The organism is Streptomyces sp. NBC_01275 (assembly GCF_026340655.1).
GTDB lineage: Bacteria > Actinomycetota > Actinomycetes > Streptomycetales > Streptomycetaceae > Streptomyces.
In genome coordinates, this window is record NZ_JAPEOZ010000001.1 from 10,049,095 (window position 1) to 10,061,477 (window position 12,383).

Here is a 12,383-nt window from a genome sequence, read left to right on the forward strand (position 1 = left end):
TGTGTCTCGCACAGAACCGCCTCGTGCAGAACCCTCTCCCGCAGAACCGCCTCGCAACCGTCTCGCGCAGAACCTCACGCCAGAGCGGACGAGGCTTCGGAAAGGGAAGCCGTAATCAGCTGCTCCGCCCAGATGACCTTGCCTTCGCGGTGGTGCCGTGTGCCCCAGTGTTCGGTGAGCTGGGCGACGAGGAGCAGGCCGCGGCCGCCCTCGTCGAAGACCCGGGCGCGGCGCAGGTGCGGGGCGGTGCTGCTGGCGTCGGAGACTTCGCAGGTCAGGGCGGATTGGAGGATCATCCGCAGTTGGATGGGACTCTTGCCGTAGCGGATGGCGTTCGTCACCAGTTCGCTGACCACGAGCTCGGTGGTGAAGGCCATCTCCTTCAGACCCCAGGCCGTCAGCTGATCGGATGCGTGGACGCGGGCCTGGGAGACGACCGCCGGGTCGCTGGGGAGGTCCCAGGTGGCGACGTGATCGGCGTCGAGCGCTCCGGTCTGTGCCACCAGGAGGGCGACGTCGTCCGCGGGGCGGCTGGGCAGCAGTGCGGACAGCAGTTCGTCGCAGGTCTCTTCGAGCGACGCGGGTGCTCGGGCGAGAACGTCGCGCAGCAGTGCGAGGGCGGTGTCGACGTCACGTGAGCGGCTCTGGACGAGGCCGTCGGTGTACAGCACCAGCCGACTGCCCTGCGGCAGTTCGAACTGGGCGGTCTCGAAGGGGAGTCCGCCCAGGCCCAGGGGCGGTCCGACCGGCAGCTCGGGGAAGGCGACTGTACGGGACTCGGCGGCGGCGGTGGACGGAGTCGCCACGGCCGGCGGAAGGTGTCCGGCGCTGGCCAGGGAGCACGTGCGGGAGACCGGGTCGTAGACCGCGTACAGGCAGGTGGCGCTGATCTCGTCCGTGTCCCGTTCCTCCTCGCGCTGCAGGCGGATGACCACGTCGTCGAGGTGGGTCAGCAGTTCGTCGGGGGTCAGGTCGATGTCCGCCAGTGTGCGGACGGCCGTCCGCAGCCGGCCCATGGTGGCCGCGGCATGCAGGCCATGGCCGATCACGTCGCCCACGACGAGTGCGACGCGGGCTCCGGAGAGCGGTATCACGTCGAACCAGTCGCCTCCCACGCCCGCCCGCGATCCGCTGGGCAGGTAGCGCGATGCCGTCTCGACGGCGGACTCCTCCGGCTCGTGCTGCGGCAGCAGGCTGCGTTGGAGGGTGAGCGCGGTGGAACGCTCCTGGGTATAGCGACGGGCGTTGTCGATGTTCACCGCCGCTCGGGACGCGATCTCCTGCGCCAGCAGCAGCTCGTCGTCGAAGGGGTCAGCGGTTCGACAGCGGGCGAACTGTGCGAGTCCCAAGGGGCTTCCGCGGGCCCACAGCGGGACCAGGAGCATGGAGCGGAGGTCCAAGGCGCGCAGGGCCGGCTCGTGGTCCGCCGACGTCGCCAGCCATGCGGGGACGTCGTCGGCTCTGATACGAAGCCGGAGGGGCTGTCCGGTGGCCAGTACGCGAGCCGGATCCGAGCCCTTCGGGTAGGTGTGCGTCTGCCCTGTGCCGACTGCGGGGTCCGGGCAGCCGTCCGAGAGCGCCTGGGCGATGCGGCGGAGCGTCGCAGGACGGGCCGCCGCGTACGTCCCCTCCTCCTGGAGAGCGGAGGACAGGAGGTCGACGGTGACGAGGTCGGCGAGGTGGTCGGCGCCGACGTCTGCCAGTTCCTGGGCGGTGCGGGTGGTGTCCAGGGTGGTCCCGATCCGTGTCCCGGCCTCGTTGACCATGATCAGCCGCCGCTGCAGCCAGCGGTCGCGTTGCCTCTGGTAGGCCGCGACAGCCTGTTCCGCCGTGCGATCGGCGTACTCGAAGGCCATCGCGCTCAGTGTGACCGTGGTCGCGTTGACCAGCTCCTGGGTCCCGGCCACACGGGCCGTTTCTGTATAGAACTGATCAAGCAGAGCGGCGTGGACGAGCCGATGGACGCGCAGGAGCTGACTGATCGGCACCCCGTGTTCGGCGAGCCGGCAGGCGAACTCGATGGCGGCGGGCGGTGTCCTGACCTCGGTCATGTCGAGGCCGCGATCGAGGAAATCCAGTACGGCGTCGACGTGTTCGGACAATGCCATCGGCGCCAGGGCGGCGATGTCCTCGTACTTCCACAGCTGCGGAAGCGCGTCGCGCAGGCTTCGCAGCGCCACGTCGACCAGTTGATCCGCTCGGGGTGCGAGGCCCCGAGCGAGTTCGCTGAGGAAGACATGGGCGTCGGTTCCCATAGTCCGAATGTACTCCCGGCCCGGTCGACGGGCCGTGGCCTGCGCAGACCGTGGCCTGCGCAGACCTGCGGACGCGCTCGCCCGCCGTCGGCAGGGCCGCGGGTCCGGCCGTTCACGGGGTGTGACCGGCGGGGCGGAGAACGGGGCGAAGGGCCTCGATGACGCCGGGGTCGTCCACCGTGGAGGGGATGGGCTCGTCGTGACCGTCGGCGATGCCGCGCATCGTCTTGCGCAGGATCTTTCCCGAGCGGGTCTTGGGGAGGGCGGCCACGACCGCGACGTCCTTGAGGGAGGCGACGGCGCCGATGCGCTCGCGTACGAGCTGGACGAGTTCGGCCTCGACCTCGCCCGGTTCGCGGTCTACGCCGGCCTTCAGGACGACGAAGCCGCGCGGTACCTGTCCCTTCAGGGCGTCGGCGACGCCGATGACGGCGCATTCGGCGACGTCGGGGTGGGCGGCCAGGGCCTCTTCCATGCTGCCGGTGGACAGCCGGTGTCCGGCGACGTTGATGACGTCGTCGGTGCGGCCCATGACGAAGACGTAGCCGTCGTCGTCGATGTGACCGCTGTCGCCGGTGAGGTAGTAGCCGTCGTAGGCGGAGAGGTAGGAGGCGATGTAGCGTTCGTCGTCCTGCCAGAGCGTGGGGAGTGCGCCGGGCGGCAGCGGGAGCTTCACGACGATCGCCCCGTCGACGCCCGGCGGTGCCGGCTCGCCCGAGGCGTCGAGGACGCGGACGTCCCAGCCCGGCAGCGGTCGCGTCGGGGAACCCGGTTTGAGGGGCGCGGTCTCGATGCCGACGGGGTTGGCGACGATGGGCCAGCCGGTCTCGGTCTGCCACCAGTGGTCGATCACCGGGATGCCCAGCAGAGCGGTCGCCCAGTGGTAGGTCTCGGGGTCGAGGCGCTCGCCGGCGAGGAAGAGGTGGCGCAGGCCGGTCAGGTCGTAGCCGGCGGTGAGCGTTCCCTTCGGGTCCTCCTTGCGGATGGCGCGGAAGGCGGTGGGCGCGGTGAACATCGTCTTGACCCGGTGTTCGGCGGCGACGCGCCAGAACTGGCCCGCGTCCGGGGTGCCGACCGGCTTGCCTTCGTAGAGGACCGTCGTGGCGCCGGCCAGCAGGGGCGCGTAGACGATGTAGGAGTGTCCGACGACCCAGCCGACATCGGAGCCGGTGAACATCGTCTCGCCCGGGCCGACGTCGTAGACGGCTCTCATGGACCAGTGGAGGGCGACCGCGTAGCCGCCGCAGTCACGCACGACTCCCTTGGGTTTTCCGGTGGTTCCGGAGGTGTAGAGGATGTAGAGGGGGTCGGTTGCGGGGACGGGAACGCAGTCGGCGGGCGGCGCGGCGGCGACCAGGTCGGCCCAGTCGAGATCGTCGGGCCCCAACTCGGCCTGTTCCTGCGGGCGTTGCAGGATCACGCTCTTCTCGGGCTTGTGGACGGCGAGTTGGATCGCCCGGTCGAGCAGGGGCTTGTACGCGATGACCCGCTTGCCCTCGATGCCGCACGAGGCGGAGACGACCACCTTGGGGGCCGCGTCGTCGATGCGCAGGGCGAGTTCGCGCGGGGCGAACCCGCCGAAGACGACCGAGTGCACCGCGCCGATCCGTGCGCAGGCCAGCATCGCGATCGCGGCCTCCGGGACCATCGGCATATAGATCACCACCCGGTCGCCGTGACCCACGCCGAGCCCCGCCAGCGCTCCGGCGAAGGCCGCCACCTCGTCCCTCAGCTGCGCGTAGCTGTAGGTGCGCCGGGTGTCGGTCACGGGTGAGTCGTAGACGAGCGCGGGCTGTTCGCCCCGGCCTGCTTCGACGTGCCGGTCGAGCGCGTTGAAACAGACGTTGAGCCGCCCGTCGGGAAACCAGCGGTAGAAGGGCGCGCCCGAAGAGTCCAGGGCGCGCTGCGGAGCGACATCCCAGTCGATGTCCTCCGCAGCCTTCAGCCAGAAGCTCTCAGGGTCTTCGGTGCTGGCGCGGAAGACATCCTCGTACGTTCCCATCGCACACTCCTTTGTGGCTTCGGGGATCCATCATGCCCGCCACGCCTGCTCAGGCGCCGAGATGGCGACGGAGCCACGCACCCATCTGCTGGATGGCCTGGTCCACCTCGGGCACGCGCCCCGCGCCCAGGACGAACGAGTGCTGCCCTTCGGGCAGCGGGTGGACCTCGGTGGTGACCTTGAAGTCCGCGAGGCGGCGACCGAGCTGGGCGCCGTCGTCGGCGAGGGTCTCGTGCTCGCCGTAGTGGACGGCCGTGGGGGGCAGGCCGGTCAGGTCGGCGTTCACGAGGCTGATCCGCGGGTCGGCGAAGTCCACGGCGGGGTCCTGCAGCCAGGCTCCCCGGAACAGCTCGAGGGTGCCCCGGCTGAGCATCTTGTCGTTGTCTTCGTTCTCGTCGACCGACGCGTTCTGGATGGTGAGGTCGGTCCACGGCGAGACGCTGACGATTGCGCCCGGGGTCGCCTCCCCCTGCGCGAGCAGGCGCAGCGGGAGCATCACCGCGAGGGTTCCGCCGATCGAGTGGCCCGTGCTGCCGATGTTCCGCGGCTCGTAGCCCTGCGAGAGCAGCCACCGGTACGCCGTCTCGGCGTCGTCGAGCTGCGCGGGGTAGGGGTGCTCGGGCGCCAGGCGGAAGTCCACGACGAGCGAGCGGGCTCCCGCCGCCTTCGCGATATGGCCCGCAGCCTTGCGGTCCGAGTGCATCGAGGCGGTGACCGATCCGCCGAAGTGGAAGTGGAGCAGAGCCCGGTCGGGGTCGGCGCCCTCGGGGATCGCCCACAGGGCGGGGACGCCGTCGGCGTCGACTTCGGCGTAGGTGACGCCTTCCGGCTCGGTCGACGCCTTGTGGTTGGAGTCGACGATGTCGCGGATGACGGCCAGGCCGAGGGGGACGTTGACCCATCAATGGACGTGGATGCCGGGTGCGACAGCGCTGCAGGAGCCGCGGGGCACTGGCTCGGTATCCACGGGCGCGGCGCGGTTCCCTGGGCGGCTGACCCTCAGGGCAGCTGCGGGTAGAGCGCGGAGACGCCCCCGGAGAGCGCGGCCTGCGCCTGGCGGGCGGCGTTGTCCGCGAGGATCTCGTAGGCGCCGGCGGCGATGCCGTCCACGGCGATGCGGGCGATGTCGGCCGGGTCGGACTTGGGCGCGTCGACTGCCCGGACCATGTCGGTGTCCATGTAGCCGACGTGCAGCCCGGCCACGCGGATGCCCTGGTCGGCGAGTTGCACGCGCAGTGCGTTGGTGAGCGACCACTCCGCGGACTTGGCGGCGCAGTAGGCGCCGAGCTCCGGGAAGCTGACCCAGGACAGGCCGGACAGGACGTTCAGAATCGTCCCGCCGCCGCCCGCCGCGATCTGAGGCGCGAAGCTCCGGACCACCGACAGGGTGCCGAAGTAGTGGGTGTCCATCTCGAGCCGGATGTCGTTCAGGTCGGCCGCGAGCAGGTCGGCGCCGGTGGCCGACCCCGCGTTGTTGATCAGCACGGTCACATCGCCCGTGGCCTCGGCGGCGGCCGCGACGGAGGCGGGGTCGGTGATGTCGAGCGCGATCGGCTTGGCGCCGGGCAGGTCGACCTGGTCGGGGTTGCGGGCGCCCGCGTAGACGGTGGCGCCGCGGCCGAGCAGTTCGGCGGCGAGAGCCCGGCCGAAGCCCCGGTTGGCTCCGGTGACGAGGACGGTGCTGGTGGAGAGGTCCATGGGGAGTCCCTGGTGCAGTGGCGATTGGCGTACGATCATAATATTAAAAGCGTTGGGGCGGTGATTGCAAGCGCTCTGTGTGAAGGAAGAGGGGGTGGGGAGAGGCGCGAGGGGGCGGGGGAGACGCGGAGGGGTCTGCCGTGTGCACGGCAGACCCCTCGTGCAGACCCCTCGTGCAGACCCCTTGCGCAGGCCTCTTGCGCAGTCCGCTGAAGGTGGACTCGGGTGGAGGCGGGCGCGGATGAAGTCGGACTCAGAGCTTGACGATCATCTTTCCGACGTTCTCGCCCCGCATCATGGACAGGAACGCGTCCAGGGTGTTGTCGAGGCCTTCCCGCACGGTCTCGCGGTAGTGGAGCTTGCCCGTGGCGAGCCAGCCGCCGACCTCGCGGACGAAGTCGGGCTGGAGGTCCAGCTCTTCGCTGACCATGAACGACAGGATGTCCGAACGTGTCACGGACAGGTTCCCGTCGCTGGTGCGTTCGAGGGTGACGGTCCAGCGCACCTCGTCGGATGAGAAGTCCGCGCTGTGCACCTTGTGGCCGAGGTGCAGGTGCCGTTCGAGGTCGTTCTCGGCGATCGCCTCGTGCAGAGAGTCGAGGATCTCGTGGGCGTCGGCGATGGCGTTGTCCTTGGTCCACGGTTTGAACGCGAAGCCGAAGCTCTGCATGTCGGCGCCGGAGCGGATGCCCGGGCAGCGGAACAGGTCCCAGGTCCCGCTTCGAGTCCCTCCTCGTCGAGACCGGCGCCCTGCGCGCCCACGGCGAGGCCACTTTCCCGCTTGCCGAGGCTTCCCGGAGGCCGCGTACGAGGAGAAGCGGGTCGTCTCCGACGGCGATCTGGTGCTCCTGCACTTCAGCGGAGTCCTGGCCCCCGGCGCTCCCGGGCTCGCGGTCTTCGACATCTTCCGTTTCCAGGACGGAAGGATCGCCGAGCACTGGGACGCCTCGCAGGACGTGCCGGAGACCTCCGACAACGACAACACGATGTTCTGACGGCCGCCGGGGTAGGGAGAGACCTGCCTGTCCCGGTCGTCATGCGTCGGCAGAGGCAGAGGCAGAGGCAGAGGCAGAGGCGTGGGCTGTGCGCAACGCGCCCTTGTCGATCTTGCCGACCGCGTTCTTGGCGAGGGCTTCCACCACGACGTACGAGGTGGGGCGCTTGTAGCCGGTCAGGCGGCGCGCGCAGAGTGCCTCGAGGGCTGCCGGATCGACCGCGGCGCCGGGGCGCGGCTGGACGTAGGCGACGACCACCTCGCCCCACTTCTCGTCCGGTACGCCGATCACAGCGGCCTCGAGGACGGACGGGTCGCCCGTCAGCACGTCCTCGATCTCCTTGGGGTAGATGTTCTCCCCGCCCCGGATGATCATGTCCTTCGACCGTCCGACCAGGGTCAGATAGCCCTCGGCGTCGAGGCGGCCGATGTCCCCCGTGTGCAGCCAGCCGTCGACGACGACCCGGGCCGTCTCCTCGGGACGGCCGAGGTAGCCCCGCATGACGTTGGGGCCGCGCACGATGACCTCGCCGTCCAGGCCGGGCGCCACCTCCGCACCGGCCGCGTCGACGATCCGGATCTCCTGTCCCGGGAAGGGAAGCCCCACGGTTCCGGCACGTCGGGGTCCCGCGACGGGGTTGATCGTGGAGCCGCAGGTTCCCTCGGAGAGCCCGTACCCCTCGACGAGGGGAAACCCGTACCGCGCCTCGAACCGGGTCAGCAACTCGGCGGAGGCGGGCGCGGCGCCGCAGACCCCGAACCGCAGCGACGACGTGTCGGGCCGGACGTCGGCCGGGAGCGCTGCGAGCATGCCGTAGATCGTGGGCACGGCGCTGAAGAAGGTGGGGCGCTCCTGCTCGACCAGGTCGAAGAAGGCGGCGGGATCGAACCGGCGGCCCGCGATGACGACGCTGGCGCCGGCCAGCAGCGGCGTCAGGACGCTGACCACGATGCCGTTGACATGGAAGAGCGGCAGGATCAGCAGGCAGCGGTCGCTCGGCCCCAGCTCCAGGGCCAGGCGTCCCATCTCCACCATGGCGTCGATGTTGGCGTGGTCGAGCATCACGCCCTTGGGCACTCCGGTCGTGCCGCTGGTGTAGATGAGAAGGGCCAGTGCGGACGGGTCCTGTTGCGGGGCATGGTCCCGGCCCGGCGCCTCTTCGCGCAGGTCACCGACGGCGAGTGTGGCGAGGTCGGCCGCGGCTGCCGCGTGGTCCTCGACCACCAGCAGACGTGCGCCGGAGTCGGCGAGCTGTCGAGTGACCTCGACGTCGGTCATGCTCGGGTTGACCGGTGTGACGGCGGCGCCCAGCCGCCAGGCCGCGAACAGCAGCAGGACGAACTCGACGCGGTTCGTCAGCTTGAGGGCGACGACGTCACCGGGACCGATGCCGAGGTCCTGGAGATGGCGCGATGCAGCCCGGACGCGGCTCAGCAGCCCGGCGTTGGTGAGCGACCGACGCCCGTCCGAGACCGCGGGACCGTCCGGATCGACAGCGGCGCGGCGGTCCGGCAGAGAAGCGAATTTCATGGTGTGCGTACCTGTCTCGGTGTGGTGCGAGCCGGTCAAGGAGTCGAGGCCGAAGGGGCGGGTGACGGCGTGAGCTGCCTGGTCAGGAACTCGGTCTGGTCGCGCGCCAGGGTCTCGAAGGTGTCGCCGGTGTAGAAGTCGAAGTGGCCGGCGTCGTACCTCTTGATCTCCCCCCGGGGCGCGGTCCGCGCGTAGCGGAGGGTCTGGCCGGGAGGGGTGACCGTGTCGGTGTCGCTGACGCAGAACAGGATGGGGACGGCGACCTTCCGCGCCGCCCGTCCGGGCCGGTAGGCGGCGATGGTCGGAATGACCCGGGCCGCCACCTCGTTGCGGAACGCCGTCCCGGCCGGCTGCAACGCCTCGTATCCGGGCAGCGCGTCCGGGGCGTTCATGAGGGCCGGCGAACCGGGGGAGGCGGCGATGGGAACCATCGCGGGCGCCCTGCCGCGCGCCCTGGCCGCCAGATCCCGGGCGAGCACGGGAGCCATCCTGAGCGAGGCCACCGGGCCGAGCGCGAGAGCGGAGGCGAGACCGTCGGTGAACGGACACTGGGCCACGGCCGCACGCAGTTCGGGATGGCGTGCGGCGACGGTGATGGCGTGGCCGCCGCCGAAGGAGCTGCCCCACACCGCGACGCGCGCGCCGTCGACGTCGCGGCGGGCCTTGACGTAGGCGAGGGCGGCGTCCCAGTCGGCGAGCTGACGCCTGATCGACAGCAGCTGGCGAGGGTGGCCGCCGCTGTCGCCGAAGTGTCGGTAGGTGAAGGCCAGGGCGGCGATGCCGGCCTGGGCGAAACGCTCGGCGAAGGCGTCCAGGCGCATCTCGCGCGTCGCGCCGAGGCCGTGCCCGAGGACGACGACCGGCGGCGAGGCGACGCCCGTGGGGAGGTAGAGCCAGCCGGCGCAGTCGCTGTCGCCGGAGGGGAACGTGACGTCGTGACGGGTGAAGGGCTGCTGAGCGGTCATCGTCGGCTCACCGCCCGTTCGTCTTCGGCGTGGCCGTTTTCGTCGAGGCCGTCTTCTGCGAGTACGTCTGCGTCGAGCGGAGCCCGGGCACGCTGCCCGACGCGAGCGCCTGCGCGTAGGTGTCCGGCCGGTAGAGAGGGAGCTCGCCGGTGGCTTCCGTCGTCTCCATGTAGTCGAGCATCAGCTCCTGACCTTCCTTCGACAGGACTCTGGTGAAGAACTCGGCGCGTTCGACGTGCAGGCCGTCCGCCAGGGGCATCGAGCCGCCGAAGTACACCGCCCTCTTGGCGGCCGCGACCGACCCCTTCGACCGCCCCGTTGGCGAGAGCCTCCGCGGGCGTGAACGGTCTGCCTTCGAGGATCGCGACCAAGGACCGGTGGGTGCCGATCAGGCGGGTCAGCCGCTGGGTGCCGCCGCCGCCCGGAATGATGCCGAGAAGGATCTCCGGCTGGCCGATGAAGAAGTCCCCGTCGGCCATGACCCGCAGATCGCACGCCCAGGCGAACTCCGCGCCGAGGCCGAGCGCCGAACCGTTGAGGGCGGCGACGAAGACGACTCCGCTCGCGTTCATCCGGAGGAAGGTCGTGTGCAGGCGCTCCAGCTGGAGGGCCCCGCGCATCGGGGTCTTGCGCATCAAGGGTTCCAGGACCCGGGCCCGGTCCACGTGCTTCGCCGTGCGTACGACGGCGGAGGCGCCGCGTCGGCCGACCGGAGGGCTCGCGGCGCCCTCCTCCTGAAGCCACCGGACTTCGGCATGGCTGACGAACCGCTCGGGATGCGCCCCCGTGAAGACGACGGCATGGACGCCGGGGTCGCGGTCGACCCGGTCCACCAACTCCTCCAGCCGGTCGGCGATGTCGAGGCCGAACACGCCGTACGGGCCACCGTCGACCCGGACGGTCAGGACGGCTCCGTTGTCCTCGATCTCGAGACGGCCCTTTTCTGGTTGTGTCATGGATGCTGCTCCCGAGCTGAGTTCGAGGGGAGTTCATGGGGTGGGGAAGGGATGAGGAAGGAGGGGGGGAAGGGGCCGCCGCAGAGGACATGCCGTGAAGAGAAGAGGCGCCCGATGGCCTACGGCAGTGCCGGCGACGCCGCGTCACTCGGGGTGTGTATCCTGGCGTCCAGAAGTCATATAACCAAGTTATTCCGTGAGTGGCAACCGTCACTGCGGACGTACCCTCGGAGTCGGGGAGTCAGGTGGACACATGAGAGACGCGTCGGGAGCGCCGGCGTCCGTGGGAGTGCCGGAGCGCCTGATCCGCGCCACGATCGGTCTGTTGGCCGAGCAGGGGCCTTCGGCCATCAAGGCGCGTACGGTCGCGTCCGCCAGCGGGCTGTCGACGATGGTGGTCTACAGCCACTTCGGTGGCATCCCCGAGCTCGTCCGGGCCGTCGTGGACCATGGATTCGAGGAGCTCGGCAGAGCGTTCGCCCGGGTGCCGGTGACCGAGGATCCGGTCGCCGACCTCTTCGTCATGGCCTTGACCTGCCGACGGGTCGCCAGCGATAACCCCCACTTGTACGACCTGATGTTCGGGCTGTCGACTCGCGCGACGTACCGACCGCTGTCGGACGCCGACCTCCGATTCAGCGGGCGCTCGCCGGCCTTCCGAGGCGCCTACGCCACGGTCGCCGAAGCGTGCGCACGGCTCGTGCGCTCCGGCCGGGTCGCCCCACAGGACCCCGACGTCGTGGCCGCCCAGCTGTGGAGCTTCGTACACGGCTACATCACCCTCGAACTGGCCGAGCACTTCGCCGAGTTCGAGGACGCGGTGGCACAGGTGCTGCTGCCGATGGGGGTGAACTTCACCGTCGGGCTGGGTGACGAGCGGCAACGCGCCCAGACCTCGCACGAGGCGGCCGTGCGCCTCTACGAGTCCCTCGTGCGGGACTGACGAAAGATCTGCGGGCGACTGACGGGATCCACGGGCGGCTGACGAGATCTGCGGGCGTCGGAGGCGTGTGGCTAGGACGACATGGTCCTGTTCTCTTGGGCGGGGCCGACGGCGCCCGGCACGAGTTGGTCGTACCGCCCCAACGCCTCGACCTCGCGCTCGAGAGTGGGTACGGCCCTGGCCGCGAAACGCCTCGCCCACGGCCAGGCCAACGGTGAGTTCAGGGCCCCCTTCGCCCAGTTGGCCACCGCGATCGCGCGCGGGACGTACACCCGGCTGCGCCGGTGCGCGAGTCCGTCGCCGATCGCGGCGGCGGCCCGGTCGACGCTGGTCGTGACGTTTCCCGGGTAGGGCAGCCGTCTGCGCAGGCCCTGGAAGGAGGGGAGGTCGCCGTCGGCGCCTCGGACGATGTCCGTGTCGATCCACGAGGGGTGCACCAGGCCGACCGTGACACCGAGATGCGCCACCTCCTGGCGGTAGGCCAGGGCCAGCAGCTCCACCCCGGCCTTGCTCGCGCCGTACGACGCCATTCCGGCCAGCGGCATGAAGGCCAGTGCGGACGACACGACCATCTCGTGGCCCCGACTGCGCTCGAGATGGGGTGTCGCGTACTTCAGGGTGCGGAAGACACCGTTCAGATTGATGTCCAGGACTCGCTCGAACGAGGCGTCGTCCGTCTGCCGTACCGTCCCGTAGGCCGCGACCCCGGCGTTGGCGACGACGAGGTCGATGCCGCCCAGAGTCTGCGCACAGTCGTCGATCGCCGATTTCAGGGCGGCGCCGTCACGCACGTCGGCTCCTCGCCAGGACGCGCCGGGGCCCAGCTCGTCGGCGAGCCCGCGCAGTCGATCCGGTTCCAGTCCGACCAGGGCCAGACGAGCGCCTCGGGCGGCGGCGAGACGTGCCACCTCCGCCCCGATGCCGCGCGCCGCTCCGGTGACGACCAGCCTTCGACCTGCCAAGTCTTGTTTCATGGCCCGTAACATAACTTCGTTATTAGGGAGGTGTAAGAGGCTGCCCGCGCCGGACAGCCGAAACG

Annotated in this window: 10 protein-coding genes and 1 pseudogene; 2 read left to right on the forward strand and 9 right to left on the reverse strand. The window is 70.4% G+C overall.

All coding sequences use genetic code 11. The features are described from left to right. Nucleotides 1–74: 74 nt before the first annotated feature. The 5 genes and pseudogenes from OG562_RS44120 to OG562_RS44140 form a co-directional block, all read right to left on the reverse strand. Complete coding sequence (locus OG562_RS44120; protein WP_266408336.1) at nt 75–2,255, reverse strand: SpoIIE family protein phosphatase; 2,181 nt, start codon at nt 2,253–2,255, stop codon at nt 75–77. A 112-nt stretch (nt 2,256–2,367) separates the two neighbouring features. Next, the gene (locus tag OG562_RS44125) at nt 2,368–4,257 is read right to left on the reverse strand and encodes a propionyl-CoA synthetase (RefSeq protein WP_266408337.1); all 1,890 of its coding nucleotides are present in this window, start codon (nt 4,255–4,257) and stop codon (nt 2,368–2,370) included. Nucleotides 4,258–4,306: 49 nt separating this feature from the next. Further along, nucleotides 4,307–5,137 carry an alpha/beta hydrolase gene (locus OG562_RS44130; RefSeq protein ID WP_323187674.1) on the reverse strand — a complete coding sequence of 277 codons (831 nt, stop codon included), beginning with the start codon at nt 5,135–5,137 and terminating at the stop codon, nt 4,307–4,309. A 119-nt stretch (nt 5,138–5,256) separates the two neighbouring features. After that, nucleotides 5,257–5,955, reverse strand: a complete 699-nt coding sequence (locus OG562_RS44135; RefSeq protein WP_266408339.1) for an SDR family oxidoreductase — start codon at nt 5,953–5,955, stop codon at nt 5,257–5,259. 253 nt (nt 5,956–6,208) lie between these two features. After that, nucleotides 6,209–6,388 (reverse strand): annotated as a pseudogene (locus OG562_RS44140) (NADP-dependent oxidoreductase); the annotation flags it as partial. Between the two features lie 253 nt (nt 6,389–6,641). Here OG562_RS44140 and OG562_RS46140 point away from each other — a divergent pair. Then, nucleotides 6,642–6,950 (forward strand): nuclear transport factor 2 family protein, encoded by a 309-nt coding sequence (locus tag OG562_RS46140; RefSeq protein ID WP_323187675.1) that lies wholly within the window; start codon nt 6,642–6,644, stop codon nt 6,948–6,950. Between the two features lie 39 nt (nt 6,951–6,989). Here the strand turns inward: OG562_RS46140 and OG562_RS44150 are convergent, their stop codons facing one another. Genes OG562_RS44150 through OG562_RS44160 form a run of 3 tightly spaced genes read right to left on the reverse strand, consistent with a single transcriptional unit; the run spans nt 6,990 to nt 10,401 of the window. Next, nucleotides 6,990–8,480: a class I adenylate-forming enzyme family protein gene (locus tag OG562_RS44150; RefSeq protein WP_266408343.1), complete on the reverse strand. Its 1,491-nt coding sequence runs from the start codon at nt 8,478–8,480 to the stop codon at nt 6,990–6,992. A 35-nt stretch (nt 8,481–8,515) separates the two neighbouring features. After that, nucleotides 8,516–9,445, reverse strand: a complete 930-nt coding sequence (locus OG562_RS44155) for an alpha/beta hydrolase (RefSeq protein WP_266408345.1) — start codon at nt 9,443–9,445, stop codon at nt 8,516–8,518. Next, nucleotides 9,442–10,401, reverse strand: a complete 960-nt coding sequence (locus OG562_RS44160) for an enoyl-CoA hydratase/isomerase family protein (protein WP_266408347.1) — start codon at nt 10,399–10,401, stop codon at nt 9,442–9,444. The genes OG562_RS44155 and OG562_RS44160 overlap by 4 nt, the downstream gene beginning before the upstream one ends. A 253-nt stretch (nt 10,402–10,654) precedes the next feature. On the opposite strand from OG562_RS44160, the gene OG562_RS44165 reads away from it, so the two are divergent. Continuing rightward, nucleotides 10,655–11,344 carry a TetR/AcrR family transcriptional regulator gene (locus OG562_RS44165; RefSeq protein ID WP_266408348.1) on the forward strand — a complete coding sequence of 230 codons (690 nt, stop codon included), beginning with the start codon at nt 10,655–10,657 and terminating at the stop codon, nt 11,342–11,344. 71 nt (nt 11,345–11,415) lie between these two features. Here the strand turns inward: OG562_RS44165 and OG562_RS44170 are convergent, their stop codons facing one another. Next, complete coding sequence (locus tag OG562_RS44170; RefSeq protein ID WP_266408351.1) at nt 11,416–12,318, reverse strand: short-chain dehydrogenase/reductase; 903 nt, start codon at nt 12,316–12,318, stop codon at nt 11,416–11,418. Nucleotides 12,319–12,383 lie beyond the last annotated feature (65 nt).

What these genes read in the sequence shown, in the direction of transcription:
- OG562_RS44120 (WP_266408336.1), bottom strand. Translation starts at nt 2,255, where the DNA reads ATGGGAACCGACGCCCATGTCTTCCTCAGCGAACTCGCTCGGGGCCTC.
- OG562_RS44125 (WP_266408337.1), bottom strand. Translation starts at nt 4,257, where the DNA reads ATGGGAACGTACGAGGATGTCTTCCGCGCCAGCACCGAAGACCCTGAG.
- OG562_RS44135 (WP_266408339.1), bottom strand. Translation starts at nt 5,955, where the DNA reads ATGGACCTCTCCACCAGCACCGTCCTCGTCACCGGAGCCAACCGGGGC.
- OG562_RS46140 (WP_323187675.1), top strand. Translation starts at nt 6,642, where the DNA reads ATGCCCGGGCAGCGGAACAGGTCCCAGGTCCCGCTTCGAGTCCCTCCT.
- OG562_RS44150 (WP_266408343.1), bottom strand. Translation starts at nt 8,480, where the DNA reads ATGAAATTCGCTTCTCTGCCGGACCGCCGCGCCGCTGTCGATCCGGAC.
- OG562_RS44155 (WP_266408345.1), bottom strand. Translation starts at nt 9,445, where the DNA reads ATGACCGCTCAGCAGCCCTTCACCCGTCACGACGTCACGTTCCCCTCC.
- OG562_RS44160 (WP_266408347.1), bottom strand. Translation starts at nt 10,401, where the DNA reads ATGACACAACCAGAAAAGGGCCGTCTCGAGATCGAGGACAACGGAGCC.
- OG562_RS44165 (WP_266408348.1), top strand. Translation starts at nt 10,655, where the DNA reads ATGAGAGACGCGTCGGGAGCGCCGGCGTCCGTGGGAGTGCCGGAGCGC.
- OG562_RS44170 (WP_266408351.1), bottom strand. Translation starts at nt 12,318, where the DNA reads ATGAAACAAGACTTGGCAGGTCGAAGGCTGGTCGTCACCGGAGCGGCG.